Source organism: Microbacterium rhizophilum (genome assembly GCF_039605615.1).
GTDB lineage: Bacteria > Actinomycetota > Actinomycetes > Actinomycetales > Microbacteriaceae > Microbacterium > Microbacterium rhizophilus.
On the sequence record NZ_JBCNUN010000001.1, the window covers coordinates 1 to 17,743 of the forward strand.

General features: G+C 72.0%; 14 protein-coding genes. 12 read left to right on the forward strand and 2 right to left on the reverse strand.

From position 1 onward, the window contains the following. Window positions 1-142 precede the first annotated feature (142 nt). Window positions 143-784, reverse strand: coding sequence for a GntR family transcriptional regulator (locus tag AAD528_RS00005; protein ID WP_345749991.1), 642 nt, complete (start codon window positions 782-784; stop codon window positions 143-145). Window positions 785-948: 164 nt separating this feature from the next. Here AAD528_RS00005 and AAD528_RS00010 point away from each other — a divergent pair, with 164 nt between their 5' ends. The 6 genes from AAD528_RS00010 (at window position 949) to uvrB (ending at window position 9,251) form a co-directional block, all read left to right on the forward strand. Then, window positions 949-2,208 (forward strand): NRAMP family divalent metal transporter, encoded by a 1,260-nt coding sequence (locus tag AAD528_RS00010; protein ID WP_345749992.1) that lies wholly within the window; start codon window positions 949-951, stop codon window positions 2,206-2,208. Window positions 2,209-2,210: 2 nt separating this feature from the next. Further along, window positions 2,211-2,981, forward strand: coding sequence for a LamB/YcsF family protein (locus AAD528_RS00015; protein ID WP_345749993.1), 771 nt, complete (start codon window positions 2,211-2,213; stop codon window positions 2,979-2,981). A gap of 11 nt (window positions 2,982-2,992) precedes the next feature. Beyond that, entirely contained in the window at window positions 2,993-3,766 is a 774-nt protein-coding gene (locus AAD528_RS00020) for a putative hydro-lyase (RefSeq protein ID WP_345749994.1), read from the forward strand. Beyond that, on the forward strand, window positions 3,763-5,373 hold the full coding sequence (locus AAD528_RS00025; protein ID WP_345749995.1) for a 5-oxoprolinase subunit B/C family protein: 1,611 nt from the start codon (window positions 3,763-3,765) through the stop codon (window positions 5,371-5,373). Before AAD528_RS00020 ends, AAD528_RS00025 begins: the two co-directional genes overlap by 4 nt. Window position 5,374: 1 nt before the next feature. Continuing rightward, window positions 5,375-7,099: an acetyl/propionyl/methylcrotonyl-CoA carboxylase subunit alpha gene (locus tag AAD528_RS00030; RefSeq protein WP_345749996.1), complete on the forward strand. Its 1,725-nt coding sequence runs from the start codon at window positions 5,375-5,377 to the stop codon at window positions 7,097-7,099. A 70-nt stretch (window positions 7,100-7,169) separates the two neighbouring features. Next, entirely contained in the window at window positions 7,170-9,251 is a 2,082-nt protein-coding gene (gene uvrB / locus AAD528_RS00035) for an excinuclease ABC subunit UvrB (protein ID WP_345749997.1), read from the forward strand. 86 nt (window positions 9,252-9,337) lie between these two features. Here the strand turns inward: uvrB and AAD528_RS00040 are convergent, their stop codons facing one another. After that, the gene (locus AAD528_RS00040) at window positions 9,338-9,547 is read right to left on the reverse strand and encodes a hypothetical protein (protein ID WP_345749998.1); all 210 of its coding nucleotides are present in this window, start codon (window positions 9,545-9,547) and stop codon (window positions 9,338-9,340) included. Between the two features lie 42 nt (window positions 9,548-9,589). On the opposite strand from AAD528_RS00040, the gene AAD528_RS00045 reads away from it, so the two are divergent. The 6 genes from AAD528_RS00045 to AAD528_RS00070 all read left to right on the forward strand — a co-directional run bounded on the left by AAD528_RS00045 (window position 9,590) and on the right by AAD528_RS00070 (window position 17,688). Beyond that, window positions 9,590-10,036, forward strand: coding sequence for a MarR family winged helix-turn-helix transcriptional regulator (locus tag AAD528_RS00045; protein WP_345749999.1), 447 nt, complete (start codon window positions 9,590-9,592; stop codon window positions 10,034-10,036). 79 nt (window positions 10,037-10,115) lie between these two features. Beyond that, window positions 10,116-13,019: an excinuclease ABC subunit UvrA gene (gene uvrA, locus AAD528_RS00050; RefSeq protein WP_345750000.1), complete on the forward strand. Its 2,904-nt coding sequence runs from the start codon at window positions 10,116-10,118 to the stop codon at window positions 13,017-13,019. Then, a complete protein-coding gene (uvrC, locus tag AAD528_RS00055; protein ID WP_345750001.1) occupies window positions 13,019-14,947 on the forward strand; it encodes an excinuclease ABC subunit UvrC in 1,929 nt (642 codons plus the stop codon). The genes uvrA and uvrC overlap by 1 nt, the downstream gene beginning before the upstream one ends. 11 nt (window positions 14,948-14,958) lie before the next feature. After that, complete coding sequence (gene rapZ, locus AAD528_RS00060; protein WP_345750002.1) at window positions 14,959-15,846, forward strand: RNase adapter RapZ; 888 nt, start codon at window positions 14,959-14,961, stop codon at window positions 15,844-15,846. Window positions 15,847-15,950: 104 nt separating this feature from the next. Further along, window positions 15,951-16,922 (forward strand): DNA-binding protein WhiA, encoded by a 972-nt coding sequence (whiA, locus tag AAD528_RS00065; RefSeq protein WP_345750003.1) that lies wholly within the window; start codon window positions 15,951-15,953, stop codon window positions 16,920-16,922. A 139-nt stretch (window positions 16,923-17,061) separates the two neighbouring features. Next, window positions 17,062-17,688 carry a superoxide dismutase gene (locus tag AAD528_RS00070; protein ID WP_345750004.1) on the forward strand — a complete coding sequence of 209 codons (627 nt, stop codon included), beginning with the start codon at window positions 17,062-17,064 and terminating at the stop codon, window positions 17,686-17,688. Window positions 17,689-17,743: the final 55 nt, after the last annotated feature.

Below are 17,743 nucleotides of genomic sequence, written 5' to 3' on the forward strand. Positions count from 1 at the left end.
AGTGTCACCACCAAACACACCCGAAGTGTCACCGATGTCCTGATACAGAACTGTCACCAATGTCCTGCGACATGACATGCCCTTTCTGCGCGGAAATCGCGTGTCCTCGCTGAGAGGACGTGTTCTCGCGGAGAGGGTCGGGTCAGCCGCGCCGCTGGCGTGTGAAGGCGCCCAGCACGGTCTGCTCGGAGTAGACGAGGTAGTCGTGCAGCTCGTGGGCGGCGGCCGCGCCGCCGCGTGCGAGGAAGGTCTCGAGCAGCGCCCGGTTGCGGCTCACGAACGGCGCGTGCAGGGCCTCGGGGCTGTCGATCTCGAGGAACGCGAGCCGCAGCTCGGCCGCGATGTCGCGGTACAGCCGGCCGAGCCGCGGGCTGTCGGCGAGCGCCACGATCGCGTGGTGGAAGGCCATGTTCGCCGTGCCGACCGCGCGCCAGTCGCGCGCCTCGAGCCCCGCCTCGCTGCGCTCGACCGCGGCCGTCATGTCGCCCACGGCGGGGTGCAGGGGAGATCCCGCCGCCAGCGCGGCCGGCTCGATGTAGCGGCGGGCGCGGTAGATGTCGACCACGTCCGCCATGGTGGGCGAGGCGACCGAGACGCCGCGGTGCGGCACGTGCTCGATCAGTCCCTGCTCCGACAGCACGCGGAACGCCTCGCGCAGCGTGTTGCGCGAGACGCCGAGCAGCTCGGCGAGCGTCGCCTCCGACAGGCGCGTGCCCGGTGCGAACTCGCCCAGGATGATCCGCTCGCGCAGGGCGTCGGCGAGCGTGGACTCGGGGGCGGGCATGGAGGCATCCTATGGCCGTGCACCGGATCCGACTTGTCACACGGACGAAACACGAATGACTTGGATTGTTGAACAATCCGTGGGAGGTTGTTCCACATAATGTCGCGAGCCCCACCGCGACGCAGCGTCACCCCACCGACCGTCCCTTCCCCAGGAGCGCAGAGATGACCGACACCACGACCACCGCCGAGCGGGCGACAGGCTTCGTCCGCTCACGCCGAGGAGCCATCCTCGGCGCGATCTTCCTGATGGCCACGTCGGCCATCGGCCCCGGCTTCATCACCCAGACCGCCACGTTCACGGCTCAGCTCGGTGCCTCGTTCGCATTCGCGATCCTGGCCTCCGTGCTGATCGACTTCGCGCTGCAGATGAACGTGTGGCGCCTGATCACCGTGTCGGGCAAGCGCGCGGGCGATCTCGCCAACGCGGCGATCCCGTTCTCCGGCCACGTGCTCGCCGTGCTGATCGTGATCGGCGGCCTGGCCTTCAACATCGGCAACATCGCGGGTGCCGGCCTGGGCCTGAACGCCCTGCTCGGCATCGATCCGAAGATCGGCGGCCTGATCTCGGCGCTGCTCGCGATCGGCATCTTCCTGTTCAAGCGCGCGGGCAGGGTCGTCGACGCCGTCGTCCTCGTGATGGGCGTCGGGATGATCGTGCTCACCGTGATCGTCGCGATCGCCTCGCAGCCGCCGGTCGGCGACGCGCTGCGGCAGACGTTCGTGCCGGACGAGCTGAACTTCGCCACGATCACGACGATCGTGGGCGGCACCGTCGGCGGGTACATCACGTACGCGGGCGCGCACCGCTACCTCGACTCGGGCCACACGGGGGTCGAGAACGTCCCCGCCGTGCACCGCGCGTCCGTCACGGGCATCCTCGTCACCGGCGTGATGCGCTACGTGCTGTTCCTCGCGGTGCTGGGCGTCGTGGCCTCGGGCGTGGCGCTCGACCTCTCGAGCCAGGCCGCCAACCCCGCGGGTCAGGCGTTCGGCGCCGTGCTGGGCGATGCGGGCATCCGGATCTTCGGCGCGATCTTCTGGGCCGCCGCCATCACGTCGGTGATCGGCGCCGCCTACACGTCCGCGACCTTCATCTCGACGTTCTCGAAGAAGCTGGGCGCCGGCTGGGGCCTGCAGCTGACGACGGTCGCCTTCATCGTCGTCTCGCTGGTCTTCTACCTGCTGATCGGCGCGGCGCCCGCGGCGATCCTGGTGTTCGTCGGCGGCTTCAACGGACTGATCCTGCCGATCGGCATGTCGATCTTCATGTACATCGGATGGTTCCGCCAGCGCGACCTGCTCGGCGGCTACAAGTACCCCGTGTGGCTGCTGGTCGTCGGCACGCTCGCGACGCTGCTCAGCTGGTACATGGGCATCGTGTCGGTCGGGCCCATCTTCGCCTTCATCGGCATCGGAGGCTGAGCATGACGGCGATCGATCTGAACTCGGATCTCGGCGAGAACACGCCGGATCGCGTGGTCGCGGACGACGCGGCGATGCTCGCCCTCGTGAGCAGCGCCAACGTGGCGTGCGGCTTCCACGCCGGAAGCCCCGAGGGCATCCGCGAGACCCTCGCCGCCGCCGTCGCGGACGGCGTGACGATCGGCGCCCACCCCGGCTATCGCGACTACGAGGGCTTCGGCCGCCACCCGATGGACGTCGACTCCGCGACGCTGCAGGCGCATGTCGAGTACCAGCTCGGAGCGCTCACCGGCCTCGCGTCGGGCGTCGGGGGGACGGTGCGGTACGTCAAGCCTCACGGCGCGCTGTACAACACGATCGCGCGCGACGAGCGGCAGGCGCGCGACGTCGTGGCGGCCATCCGCGCGGTCGATCCGTCGCTCGTCATGCTGGGCCTCGCGGGCGGGGTCGCGATCGACGTCGCCGAGCGCGCCGGGCTCGCGACGGCGGCCGAGGCGTTCGCCGACCGTGCCTACACGCCGGGTGGCGAACTCGTCTCGCGCACGCTGCCCGGGTCCGTCCTGCACGATCCGGAGGCGGTCGCCGCGCGCATGCTGCGCCTCGCGCGCGAGGGCGTGATCGAGGCCGTCGACGGCACCCTCGTGTCCGTCCGCGCCGACTCGATCTGCGTGCACGGCGACAGCGCCGGCGCGATCGCGATGGCCCGAGCCACGCGCGAGCTGCTGGAGGCGGAGGGGATCCGGATCGCGCCGTTCGCGGGGGCGACCGCGTGAGGGCGCGCGCCGTGGACGAGGCCCGCGCGGCGCGCGCCGCCTACCGGGCGGGTCGCGTCGAGCCGACGAGCGGCGTCGCGCCCGGCCTCGTGCAGGCGAACCTGATCTCGGTGCCGGCCGACTGGGCCTATGACGTGCTGCTGTTCGCGCAGCGCAACCCGAAGCCGTGCCCCGTGCTCGAGGTGCTCGACGCGGGCGCGGTCGAGTCGCGCCTGGCGCCAGGGTCCGACCTGCGCACGGACCTGCCGGCGTACCGGATCTGGCGCGACGGCGAGCTCGCCGAGGAGACCGCGGACGCGTCGGCGGCGTGGGACGAGCACCCCGACCTGGTGTCGTTCCTGATCGGGTGCAGCTTCACGTTCGAGGCGGGCCTCGACGACGCGGGCATCCCGATCCGGCATCGCGAGCTCGGCCGGAACGTGCCGATGTACCGCACGGCGCGGCAGTGCGCGCCCGCCGGCCGGCTGCGCGGCGAGCTGGTCGTGTCGATGCGGCCGATCCCCGCCGACCGCGTGGCCGATGCCGTGACGATCTCCGGACGGTATCCGGCCGTGCACGGCGCGCCCGTGCACGTGGGGGACCCCGCCGCCCTCGGCGTCGCCGCCCTCGGCGCCCCCGAGTTCGGCGACGCCCCCGAGATCCGGGACGGCGAGGTGCCCGTGTTCTGGGCGTGCGGCGTCACGCCGCAGGCGGCGATCATGGCGTCGCGCCCGCCGTTCGCGCTGACGCACGCCCCCGGGCACATGTTCGTCACCGACGTGCCGGATGCGGAGTACCTGGCGTGAGGCGCGTGCTCACGGCCTCCGACCGGGCGCTGCTCGTGGAGGAGGACGACCTCGAGGCGGCGATGCGGCTGCAGGCGGCGCTCGTCGCGGCGGCCCTGCCGGGCGTCGAGGAGCTCATCCCGGCCGCGCGCACGGTGCTCGTCCGGTTCGATCCCACGGTCGCGACCGCCGCGGACCTCGCGCGCAGGATCGCGGAGGTCCCGCCCGTCGCGGACGCGGCGGCGGACGCCGGCTCGGTCGTCATCCCGGTGCGCTACGGCGGCGAGGACCTCGCCGAGGTCGCGGGCCTGCTGGGGCTGAGCGAGGACGCGGTCGTCGCGCGGCACGTGGCGGCGACGTGGCGCGTCGCGTTCACGGGCTACGCGCCGGGCTTCGGCTACCTCGTGGGCGACGACCCGGTGTTCGACGTGCCGCGGCGCTCGTCGCCGCGCACGCGCATCCCGGCGGGATCCGTCGGCCTCGCGGGCCATTTCTCGGGCGTCTATCCGCGCGAGAGCCCGGGCGGCTGGCAGCTCATCGGGCGCACGGGCGCCGACATGTGGGACCTGCGCCGCGATCCCCCCGCGCTGCTCGCGCCCGGCGCGGTCGTCCGCTTCGAGCGGGCCGACCGGGAGGTCGTGACCTCCGCTCCCGCTCCGGCGGCCCCCGCCCACGACGGGCCGTTCGCGGTCGAGGTCGTCCGACCGGGGCTGCAGCTCGTGATCGAGGACGCCGGCCGTCCCGGCAACGCGGCCCTCGGCGTCTCGGCGTCGGGAGCCGCCGACCGCCGGGCGCTGCGCCGCGCCAACCGCGCGGTCGGCAACCGCCTCGACGAGGCGGCCTTCGAGCTCGCGGGCGGCGGCGCCGTCCTGCGCTTCCGCGGTGCCGGCGCGGTCGCGGTCGCGGGCGCGGCCATGGATCCGGTCCTCGTCCGCCCCGACGGCACCGAGCTGCCCCTCGCGGACGGCGTCCCCGCCGCGATCGAGGACGGCGACGAGCTGCGCCTCGGCCCCGCACGCGAGGGGCTGCGTGCGGCGATCGCGGTGCGCGGCGGGCTCGATCTCGAGCCCGCCCTCGGCAGCCTGTCGAGCGACACGCTCGCGGGCCTCGGCGTCACGGAGCACGGCGGCGCACCGCTGCCCGCGGGCGCCGTCGTGCCGCTGCGCGGTCCCGCCGCGGCGCCGGACGCCGTCGAGGCCGTGCCCGCGCCGCGCGCGGCGCTGCCCGTGCCCGGCGCCGTGGTCGACCTGCGCGTGGCGCTCGGCCCGCGCGACGACTGGTTCACGGCCGCCGGCGTGCGCACGCTGCTGGGGCAGGAGTGGCTCGTGACGCCGCGCTCGGACCGCGTCGGGATCCGGCTCGAGGGCGAGACGCCGCTCGAGCGGTCCGTGCCGGGTGAGCTGCCGAGCGAGGGCGCCGTGACGGGCGCCATCCAGGTTCCGCCCGACGGGCAGCCGGTGCTGTTCCTGCCCGATCATCCGCTGACCGGCGGCTACCCCATCATCGGCGCCGTGATCGACGCCGACCTCGACCTCGCCGGGCAGCTGCCGCCCGGCGCCCGCATCCGCTTCCGCGCCGTGTCCGATCCATTCAGTGGCGACGCCGGCCGAGGCGAGACAGGAGTCTGACGTGCAGAAGGTGCTCATCGCCAACCGGGGCGAGATCGCGGTCCGCGTGATCCGCGCGCTCTCGGAGGCCGGGATGACGTCCGTCGCCGTGTACGCGGACCAGGACGCCGACGCGCTGCACGTGCGCCTCGCGGACGAGGCGCGCGCGCTCGGCGGCGCCACGGCAGCCGACAGCTACCTCAGCATCGAGCGGCTCCTCGCGGCCGCGGCCGCCTCGGGAGCGGACGCCGTGCACCCGGGCTACGGCTTCCTGTCCGAGAGCGCCGAGTTCGCGCGCGCGGTCGAGGACGCCGGGCTCACCTGGATCGGCCCGACGCCCGAGAGCATCGAGGCGCTCGGCGACAAGATCACGGCGCGCCGGATCGCGCAGGGCGTGGGCGCTCCGCTCGTGCCCGGGACGGATGGTCCGCTCGGCTCGCCCGACGAGGCCGTCGCGTTCGCGCGCGAGCACGGCCTGCCCATCGCGATCAAGGCCGCGTTCGGCGGCGGCGGCCGCGGGCTCAAGGTCGTGCGGCGCCTGGAGGACGTCGCCGAGGCGTTCGACTCCGCCTCCCGCGAGGCCCTCGCGGCCTTCGGGCGCGGCGAGTGCTTCGTCGAGCGCTTCCTCGACCGGCCGCGGCACATCGAGGCGCAGGTGCTGGGCGACGGGACGGGAGCGGTCGTCGTGGTCGGCGACCGCGACTGCTCGCTGCAGCGCCGCAATCAGAAGCTCGTCGAGGAGGCGCCCGCACCCGGCCTGACCGCCGCGCAGCGGGCGCGCATCCACGACGCCGCGCGCGACATCTGCGCGGCCGTGTCCTACCGGGGGGCCGGCACGGTGGAGTTCCTGATGGGGGAGGACGGCGTCATCTCCTTCCTCGAGGTCAACACGCGCCTGCAGGTCGAGCACCCCGTGACCGAGGCCGTCACGGGCGTGGACCTCGTGCGCGAGCAGCTCCGCATCGCGGCGGGCCAGGGCATGTCGATCGCCGAGACGCCGGAGGCCCACGGCCACGCGATCGAGCTGCGCATCAACGCGGAGGACCCGGGCCGCGGCTTCCTGCCGAGCCCGGGCGTCGTGACCTCGCTGCGCGTGCCCGCGGGCCCCGGCGTGCGCTGGGACGGCGGCATCGAGGCGGGCGACGCCGTGCAGCCCGCGTTCGACTCGCTCGTCGCCAAGCTCATCATGTCGGCGCCGGATCGGGACGCCGCGATCATCCGGGCGCGCCGCGCCCTGCGGGAGCTGGCGGTCGAGGGCGTCGCGACCGTCGTGCCGTTCGCGCGCGAGCTGCTGGCCGATCCGGCGTTCGCGACCGACACCTTCGCGGTGCACACGCAGTGGATCGAGGCGGAGCTGATGCCGCGGCTCGAGACCCAGCCCCGGCCCGAGCCCGCGCCCGACGCGGGCCTGACGCGATTCCCGATCGAGCTCGACGGGCGCCGGGTCGTGGTCGGGCTGCCCGCGGCGCTGCTGGCGGGTCTCGCGGCGGCCGGTCCCGCGACCGCGGCCGTACCCGGATCGGCGCCGGGCGATCCCGCGGTCCTCGACGCGCCCGTGCCCGGCACGCTCGTGCGCTGGCTCGTCGACGACGGCGCGGCGGTCGAGGCGGGCCAGGACGTCGCCGTGATCGACGCCATGAAGATGGAGACCAAGGTGCCCGCCCACCGCGCGGGCGTGCTGCGCCACGGCGTGCCGGAGGGCGCGGCGGTCGCCGTGGGCGACCCGCTCGGCTCCGTGGACGCCTGAGCGTCCGGCCGAGGTTCCGCCCCCAGCGAAGCCCGGGCCCGATGTCGGTGGCCCCTTCTAGGCTGGGATCATGCAGACGACCCGGAGCGTGCGCCCGTTCGAGGTGGTCAGCGAGTACATGCCGTCGGGCGATCAGCCCAAGGCGATCGCCGAGCTCGCGGCCCGCATCAACGCGGGCGAGACCGACGTCGTGCTGCTCGGCGCCACGGGCACCGGCAAGTCGGCGACGACCGCGTGGCTCGTGGAGCAGGTGCAGCGCCCGACGCTCGTGATGGCGCACAACAAGACGCTCGCGGCGCAGCTGGCGAACGAGTTCCGCGACCTGATGCCGAACAACGCGGTCGAGTACTTCGTGTCGTACTACGACTACTACCAGCCCGAGGCGTACGTGCCGCAGACGGACACCTTCATCGAGAAGGACTCGTCCATCAACGCCGAGGTCGAGCGCCTGCGCCACTCGACGACCAACTCGCTGCTGAGCCGCCGCGACGTCATCGTGGTCAGCACGGTGTCCTGCATCTACGGCCTGGGCTCGCCGGAGGAGTACCTGCGCGCGCTGGTGGCGCTGCAGGTGGGGGAGCGATACGACCGCGACGCCCTCATCCGGCAGTTCATCGGCATGCAGTACAACCGCAACGACGTGGACTTCTCGCGCGGCAACTTCCGCGTGCGCGGCGACACGATCGAGATCATCCCCGTGTACGAGGAGCACGCGATCCGCATCGAGCTGTTCGGAGACGAGATCGAGGCGCTGTACAAGCTGCACCCCCTCACGGGCGACGTCATCGAGCGGCTCGACGCGATCGCGATCTTCCCTGCCACGCACTACGCGGCCGGCACCGACACCGTGCAGCGCGCCATCAAGACGATCGAGCACGAGCTCGAGGAGCGGCTCAAGGAGCTCGAGTCGCAGGGCAAGCTGCTCGAGGCGCAGCGACTGCGGATGCGTACGACGTTCGACCTCGAGATGCTGCAGCAGCTCGGCTTCTGCTCGGGCATCGAGAACTACTCGCGCCACCTCGACGGGCGCATGGCGGGCGAGCCGCCGCACACGCTGCTCGACTTCTTCCCGGACGACTTCCTGCTCGTGATCGACGAGTCCCACGTCACCGTGCCGCAGATCGGCGCGATGTACGAGGGCGACGCGTCGCGCAAGCGGACGCTGGTCGAGCACGGCTTCCGCCTGCCCAGCGCCATGGACAACCGGCCGCTGCGCTGGGACGAGTTCAAGAACCGGATCGGCCAGACCGTGTACCTGTCGGCCACGCCCGGCAAGTACGAGATGGGCATCGCCGACGGCGTCGTCGAGCAGATCATCCGTCCGACCGGCCTCGTCGACCCCGAGATCGTCGTGAAGCCGTCGAAGGGCCAGATCGACGACCTGCTCGAGGAGATCCGCCTGCGGGTCGACCGCGACGAGCGCGTGCTCGTCACGACGCTGACCAAGAAGATGGCCGAGGAGCTCACCGACTTCCTCGGGGAGCACGGCGTGCGCGTGCGCTACCTGCACTCCGACGTGGACACGCTGCGCCGCGTCGAGCTGCTCACCGAGCTGCGCCAGGGCCTGTACGACGTGCTGGTGGGCATCAACCTGCTGCGCGAGGGCCTCGACCTGCCCGAAGTGTCGCTCGTCGCGATCCTCGACGCCGACAAGGAGGGCTTCCTCCGCTCGGGGACGTCGCTCATCCAGACCATCGGCCGGGCGGCCCGCAACGTGTCGGGACAGGTGCACATGTACGCCGACCGGATCACCGACTCGATGCGCAGCGCGATCGACGAGACCGAGCGCCGTCGCGAGATCCAGATCGCGTACAACCTCGAGCACGGCATCGATCCGACGCCGCTGCGCAAGCGCATCGCGGACATCACGGATTCCCTCGCCCGCGAGGGCGCGGACACCGACGCCATGCTGTCGAAGCGCGACGCCTCCCGGACAAAGAGCGGCAAGGGCAGGACGCCCACTCCGGTGCGCAAGCGCGAGGGCATCGCGGCCGAGGGTGCGCAGCAGCTGGAGCAGACGATCGCCGACCTCACGCAGCAGATGCTCGCGGCCGCCGACGAGCTCAAGTTCGAGCTCGCCGGCCGCCTGCGCGACGAGGTCCAGGACCTCAAGCGCGACCTCCGCCAGATGGAGAAGGCGGGCCACGCGTAGCGGCCCGCGGTCTCGATCGGTCTAGAAGTTCGTCGCGAACACGCGGCTGTCGTGCGCTGGAGGCATGACACCGCCGCCCGGGACGCCTACAACGGGCAGCGCAGCCCGCCGTCGACGGCCGGGCGGTGCTCGTCCTTGCGCCGGCCGCAGCGCGCGCACGGATCGGCGTCGCGGTTGCGGGGGAGGTTCGGGCTCACGTGCGGCGGCCCCGCGAGACGGATGAGGGTCGTGTTGAACCACTGGTACAGGCCGCCCGCGTCCCGGATCCGGTCGCGCAGCGGAGTCTTCTCTGCCATAACCATTAGTGTACTAAACACCCGGTGTGTGAGACTGGTGGAGTGCCGCATCTCGAGGACGATCTTCTCTCGCTGGAGAACCAGCTGTGCTTCGCGATCGTGACCGCGGCGCGCAACGTCGTCGCGATCTACCGTCCTGTCCTCGAGCCCCTCGGGCTGACGCATCCGCAGTACCTCGTGATGCTGGCGCTGTGGGAGCAGTCCCCCCGCACGCTCGGCGAGATCGCGGAGGAGCTCGCATTCGATCCCGCGACGGCCTCGCCCCTCGTGAAGCGCCTCGAGTCGCAGGGGCTCGTGCGCCGCACGCGGCGGCCGGACGACGAGCGGCGACTGGACATCGACCTCACGGACGCCGGGCGCGCGCTGCGCGAGCAGGCGCTGACCGTGCCGCTGCAGATCATGGAGCGCGTCGGCATGACGCCGAGCGAGGTCGCGGGCCTGCGGGACGCGCTGAAGCCCTTCTCGGGGCGCCTGGACAAGCTCGCCTGAGGCTGGGCTTCCGCTGAGCATCCGGCCGCAGAGTTCGAACAAAGGTCCGGGTGTCGGTGGCCCCGCCTAGACTTGGGGGGTGCCGATCGTCCCCGTCTCCAGCCCCGGAAAGATCAGTGTGCGCGGCGCCCGCGTGCACAATCTGAAGAACGTCGACCTCGAGATCCCACGCGACTCCATGGTCGTGTTCACGGGACTGTCCGGCTCGGGCAAGTCGAGCCTGGCCTTCGACACGATCTTCGCGGAGGGCCAGCGCCGCTACGTCGAGTCGCTCAGCGCGTACGCGCGTCAGTTCCTCGGCCAGGTCGACCGTCCCGACGTCGACTTCATCGAGGGCCTCAGCCCCGCGGTGTCGATCGACCAGAAGTCGACCAACCGCAACCCGCGCTCGACGGTCGGCACGATCACCGAGATCTACGACTACATGCGCCTGCTGTGGGCGCGCATCGGCGTGCCGCACTGCCCCGAGTGCGGCGAGCGGATCCAGCGGCAGACCGTGCAGCAGATCGCCGATCAGCTGAACGCGCTGCCCGAGGGCACGCGCTACCAGGTGGTGGCGCCGGTCGTGAGCCAGAAGAAGGGCGAGTTCGTCGACCTCTTCAAGGAGCTCGGCGCCAAGGGCTACTCGCGCGCGATCGTCGACGGCGACCTCATCCAGCTGGCCGAGCCGCCCACGCTCAAGAAGAGCTACAAGCACGACATCTCCGTCGTGATCGACCGCCTCGTCTCGCGCGACGACATGCTCGGCCGCATCACCGACTCGGTCGAGACCGCGCTCGGGCTCGCGGGCGGCGTGCTGCAGGTGAACTTCGTGGACGAGCAGGGCGAGGACGCCTGGCAGTCGTTCTCCGAGAAGCTGTCGTGTCCGAACGGTCACGCGCTGCAGCTGACCGAGATCGAGCCGCGCACGTTCTCGTTCAACGCGCCGTTCGGCGCGTGCCCCGCGTGCTCGGGTCTCGGCACCCGCATGTCGGTCGACGTCGAGCTCATGCTCGGCGACGAGGAGGCGTCGATCCGCGAGGGCGTCATCGTGCCGTGGACGACGCAGGGCAAGGGCCTGTTCCAGTACTACGAGCGCCTGCTGGTCGGCCTCGCGCACGACCTGAAGTTCTCGCTGGACACGCCATGGCGCGCGCTGCCGAAGGCCGTCAAGGACGCCGTGCTCCACGGCGAGGGCTACAACGTCGACGTCCGGTACAAGAACCGATGGGGCCGCGAGGTCCGCTACGCGAGCGGCTTCGAGGGCGTCGTGCCGTACATCGAGCGCCAGTGGGCGCAGGCCGAGAGCGACACCCAGCGCCAGCGCTGGGCCGAGTACCTCCGCGAGGTGCCGTGCCCCGTATGCGACGGCGACCGCCTCAAGCCCGAGGTGCTAGCGGTCAAGGTGCACGACCGCTCGATCGCGGACGTGTCGCACCTCAGCCTCGAGGACGCACGCAGCTTCATGGAGCTGCTCACGCTCACCGACCGCGAGGCGCACATCGCGGCGCAGGTGCTGCGCGAGATCCGCGTCCGCCTCGACTTCCTGATCCGGGTCGGCCTGAACTATCTCACGCTCAGTCGCGCGGCAGGGTCGCTCTCGGGCGGCGAGGCGCAGCGCATCCGCCTGGCCACGCAGATCGGCACGGGCCTCACGGGCGTGCTGTACGTGCTCGACGAGCCGTCCATCGGCCTGCACCAGCGCGACAATCGGCGCCTGATCGAGACGCTCGTCACGCTGCGCGACCTCGGCAACACGCTCGTCGTGGTCGAGCACGACGAGGAGACCATCGAGGCCGCCGACTGGATCGTCGACATCGGCCCGGGCGCGGGCGAGGGCGGCGGCGAGGTCGTCCACTCGGGCCCGTACGCCAAGCTGCTGGCCGACGAGAACTCCATCACGGGCGACTACCTCGCCGGGCGTCGCGAGATCCCGACGCCCTCGAAGCGCCGCCGCATCGATCGCAAGCGCATGCTCTCGGTCGTGGGCGCGCGAGAGAACAACCTGCGCGACGTCACGGCCGACTTCCCGCTCGGCGTGCTGACGGCCGTGACGGGCGTCAGCGGATCGGGCAAGTCGACGCTCGTGAACGACATCCTGTACGAGGTGCTCGCGACGCGCCTGAACGGGGCCCGCCGTGTGGCCGGCAAGCACACGCGCGTCACGGGCCTCGAGCAGCTCGACAAGGTCGTGCACGTCGACCAGGCGCCGATCGGCCGCACCCCGCGGTCGAACCCCGCGACCTACACGGGCGTGTTCGACCGCATCCGCAACCTGTTCGCCGAGACGCCCGAGGCCAAGGTGCGCGGCTACCAGGCCGGCCGTTTCAGCTTCAACGTCAAGGGCGGCCGCTGCGAGGCGTGCTCCGGCGACGGCACGCTGAAGATCGAGATGAACTTCCTGCCCGATGTGTACGTCGACTGCGAGGTGTGCCACGGCAAGCGGTACAACCGCGACACGCTGCAGGTGCACTACAAGGGCAAGAACATCGCCGAGGTGCTCGAGATGTCGATCGCCGAGGCGGCCGAGTTCTTCGAGCCGATCCAGGCGATCCACCGCTACATGAAGACGCTCGTCGACGTGGGCCTCGGCTACGTGCGACTCGGCCAGTCGGCCACGACGCTCTCGGGCGGCGAGGCGCAGCGCGTGAAGCTCGCCACCGAGCTCCAGCGCCGCAGCAACGGGCGCAGCGTGTACGTGCTCGACGAGCCGACCACGGGTCTGCACTTCGAGGACGTGCGCCGCCTGCTCGAGGTGCTGAACAGCCTCGTCGACAAGGGCAACACGGTCATCGTGATCGAGCACAACCTCGACGTGATCAAGTCGGCCGACTGGATCATCGACCTCGGCCCGGAGGGCGGATCGGGCGGCGGCCAGATCATCGCGACCGGCACGCCGGAGAAGGTGGCGGAGATCGAGGAGAGCCACACGGGCGCGTTCCTCGCCGAGGTGCTGGGCGTGCGCCAGAGGGAGATCGAGGCCCGGGCCCGCAAGGCCGGCTGATGCGGGAGCCGCTCGCCTACAAGCCCAAGCCGGGGGAGATCCCGACCAACCCGGGCGTGTACCGGTTCCGCGACGCGCACGGGCGCGTGCTGTACGTCGGCAAGGCCAAGAACCTCCGCCAGCGGCTGTCGAACTACTTCGCGCCGCTGCACACGCTGCACGAGCGCACGCGGCGGATGGTCACGACCGCCGCGTCCGTCGAGTGGACCGTCGTGCCGACCGACGTCGACTCGCTGCAGCTCGAGTACCAGTGGATCAAGGAGTTCGATCCGCCGTTCAACGTGCGCTACCGCGACGACAAGTCCTACCCGTTCATGGCGATCACGCTCGCGGACGAGGCGCCCCGCGTCATGGTCACCCGCAACCGCCGCATCCCGGGCGCGAAGTACTTCGGGCCGTTCCCGAAGGTGTGGGCGGTGCACGACACGATCGACCTGATGATCAAGGTGTTCCCGATCCGCACCTGCAGCGACTCTTCGTACAAGCGCGCCATGCAGACCGGGCGCCCGTGCTTCCCGGGGCAGATCGGCAAGTGCGGCGGACCGTGCTCCCACAAGGTCACGATCGCCGAGCACCGGGCGATGGTCGACGACTTCATCGCCTTCATGCAGGGCGGCGACGAGCGCTTCACGCGCGACCTCACGGCGCGCATGAAGGCCGCGGCGGCGGCCATGGACTACGAGCAGGCCGCCGTCCTGCGCGACAAGCTCGCCTCGATCGAGGCCGTGCTCAACAAGAGCGCCCTGGTGCTGCCGGCCGACACGGACGCCGACCTGTTCGGCATCGCGGAGGACGAGCTCTCGGCGGCCGTGCAGCACTTCGTGATCCGCGGCGGTCGCGTGCGTGGCGTCAGCTCGACCACGATCGACAAGGAGCTCGACATCTCGGGCGGCGACCTCGTCGACCAGATCCTGCAGCGGGTCTACGGCGACGCCGCGCCCGCCGACATCCCCCGTCGCGTGCTGGTGCCCGAGCTGCCCGCGGACGCGGCGGAGCTCGAGCAGTGGCTGCGTGCGCGGCGCGGCAAGGCCGTCGAGATCGCCGTGGCGCAGCGCGGCCAGCGCGCCGAGCTGCTGCGCAACGCGACGCTGAACGCGCAGCAGGCCCTGCTGCGGCACAAGACCCGCCGCACGAGCGACTACGCCGCGCGCACGCAGGCGCTGAGCGACCTGCAGGATGCGCTCGGCATGGACACCGCGCCGCTGCGCATCGAGTGCTTCGACATCTCGCATCTGCAGGGCACGAACGTCGTCGGGTCGATGGTCGTGTTCGAGGACGGGCTGCCGCGCAAGGATCAGTACCGCTCGTTCTCGATCGCGCACACGACGGACGACACCGACTCGATCCACCAGGTGCTCACGCGCCGGCTCGCGCACCTCGATCGTCCGGAGGAGCCCGACCCCGTCGTGCCCGACGTCACCGACGGCGACGCGGTCGTGGAGACCGAGACCAGGAAGCGCCGCCGCTTCGCCTACCCGCCGCAGCTGCTGATCGTCGACGGCGGCAGGCCGCAGGTCGAGGCGGCCGCGCGGGCGCTGCGCGAGGCCGGGCACGAGGAGATCGCGCTGTGCGGCATCGCGAAGCGGCTCGAGGAGATCTGGCTGCCGGGCGACGACTTCCCCGTGATCCTGCCGCGCACGAGCGAGGCGCTGTACCTCGTCCAGCGGCTGCGCGACGAGGCCCACCGCTTCGCGATCTCGCATCAGCGCCGGCGTCGCAAGCGCGACATCCGCAGCGTGCTGAGTGAGGTGCCGGGGCTGGGGGAGGCCCGCATCAAGGCGCTGCTGCGCCACTTCGGATCGGTCGCCGCCCTGCGCACCGCGACCGTCCCGCAGATCGAGGAGCTGCCCGGGATCGGGCCGAAGCTCGCCGAGACCGTCTTCCGCCACCTGCAGGGCGATCTCCGGGAAGAGACCCCGACGGCATAGGCTTGTCCCCGATGATCGACGACGCGCCCGAGACGGCGGGCACCGGGGAGGTGCTCATCGTCACCGGCATGTCCGGGGCGGGGCGCTCGACCGTCGCGAACGCGCTCGAGGACCTCGACTGGTACGTGGTCGACAACCTGCCGCCGCAGATGCTGCGGCCCCTGCTCGACCTCGCGGGCCGACTCGGCGGCCGGCTGCCGCGCGTGGCGGCCGTCGTCGACGTGCGCGGCCGCGACCTGTTCGCGGAGCTGCCGGCCGAGGCGCAGGCGATCCGCGACAGCAGCAGCCTGCGCGTGGTGTTCCTCGACGCCTCCGACGACGTCCTGGTGCGCCGCTTCGAGGCCGTGCGCCGCCCGCACCCGCTCCAGGGCAGCGGCACGATCGTCGACGGCATCCACCGCGAGCGCACGCTGCTGGCGCCGCTGCGCGAGGGCGCCGACGTCATCATCGACACGTCGCGGTTCAACATCCACCAGCTCGCCAACCGCGTCAGCGACCTGTTCGCCGACGCAGAGGCCCCCGCGCACGTCCTGACCGTGCAGAGCTTCGGGTTCAAGTACGGCGTTCCCCCGGATGCCGACCTCGTGGCCGACATGCGCTTCCTGCCGAACCCGTTCTGGGTCGACGAGCTGCGCGGTCTCACGGGCGAGGACGTCGACGTCAGCGAGTACGTGCTGACGCAGGAGGGCGCGTCCGAGTTCCTGGACGCCTACGCGGCGGCGCTGCGCCCCGTGCTGGCGGGCTACCAGCGCGAGAACAAGCGCCACTCGACCGTCGCGGTCGGCTGCACCGGTGGCAAGCACCGTTCGGTGGCGATGGCGATCGCCCTCGCCGAACGGCTCAAGGACGTGCCGGGCGTCGCCGTGCGCGTGCGGCACCGCGATCTGGGTCGCGAGTAGCGCCACCGCCTGGGAAGTCGCCCCCGGTGGCGGACGCCCCTCGCCAGGTAGGCTGTTTCTTCGCGCCGAGCGTGGCGCCCGCAGTCTGTGAAGTTGGGAGAACGGTGTCTCTGACCGCCGATGTCAAGGCCGAACTGGTCGCCGTGCGCGACCCGCGACCGTCGGTGCGCGTCGCCGAGCTGACCGCCCTGCTGCGGTTCGCCGGGGGGCTGCACTCGATCGCCGGGCGCGTGGCGGTCGAGGCCGAGGTCGACACCCCCGACCTGGCCCGCCGCACCGCGCGCGACATCGCCGAGATCTACGGCGTGCGTCCCGAGCTCGCCCGCGTGCAGGGCTCCGGCAGCCGCGAGGGCGAGTACTTCGCCGTGCGCGTGGTCGACGGCGGCGAGACGCTCGCCCGTCAGACCGGCCTGCTCGACGTCCGCCGCCGCCCCGTGCGCGGCCTGCCGAACAAGCTCACGACCGGCACGCGCGACGACCTCGCGGCCGTGTGGCGCGGCGCGTTCCTCGCGTCCGGCAGCCTGTCCGAGCCCGGCCGCTCGGCTTCGCTCGAGATCGCCTGCCCGACGGGCGAGGCCGGCATGGCCCTCGTCGGCGCCGCCCACCGCATCGGCGTCGCCGCCAAGGCCCGCGAGGTGCGCGGCGTACCGCGCGTCGTGGTGCGCGAGGCGGAGGCCATCCGGGGCATGCTCGTCGCGATGGGCGCCGGCCAGACGGCCACCGAGTGGGACCAGCTGCGACAGCGCCGCGAGGTGCGCGCGGGCGTGAACCGCCTGGTGAACTTCGACGACGCGAACCTCCGCCGCTCGGCCCAGGCCGCCGTCGCCGCGTGCGCCCGGGTGGAGCGCGCGCTGGAGATCCTCGGCGACGAGGTGCCGCCGCATCTGCGTCAGGCCGGCGAGCTGCGCCTCGCGCACCGCGACGCGAGCCTCGACGAGCTCGGCCACCACGCCGACCCGCCGCTGACCAAGGACGCGGTCGCCGGCCGCATCCGGCGCCTGCTCGCGATGGCCGACAAGCGCGCGGAGCAGGACGGCGTGCCGGACACGGAATCGGCCGTTCCCGCCGGTTCCTGACCACACCGCGCCCATCCGCGCAACGGGGCGTCCCCAGGGCTCCCCGCGTCACTAGGATGAATCTCGTCCGGTCCCGTCGCGCGAGCGACGTGGAGGCACACCGATAGCGCCGGCAGCCCGGCGCGGATGGGAACATCGCATGGCTGTCTACACCCTCCCCGACCTGCCCTACGACTACGCGGCGCTCGAGCCGCACATCAGCGGCAAGATCATGGAGCTGCACCACGACAAGCACCACGCCACCTACGTCGCCGGGGCGAACACCGCCCTCGAGCAGCTGGCAGCGGCGCGCGAGAGCGGCGACTTCGCGAACGTGAACAAGCTCGAGAAGGACCTGGCGTTCCACCTCGGCGGACACACCAACCACACCATCTTCTGGAACAACCTGTCGCCGAACGGCGGGGGAGAGCCCGAGGGCGAGCTCGCCGCGGCGATCGCCGACCAGTTCGGCTCCTTCGCCGCGTTCCAGGCCCACTTCGCCGCTGTCGCCAACGGCATCCAGGGCTCCGGCTGGTCGGTGCTGGCGTGGGACGCGATCGGGCAGCGCCTGTCGATCTTCCAGCTGTTCGACCAGCAGGCCAACGTGCCGCTGGGTCTCACGCCGCTGCTCATGCTCGACATGTGGGAGCACGCGTTCTACCTCGACTACCTCAACGTGAAGGCGGAGTACGTCAAGGCGTTCTGGAACATCGCCAACTGGCAGGATGTCGCCGCCCGCTTCGCCGCCGCTCGCGAGAAGACCGCCGGCCTGCTCATCGCCGGCTGATCGACGGAGGTCCGGCGGGGTGCGTGCCCGCCGGACCCGCCCCGTCACCCCCACC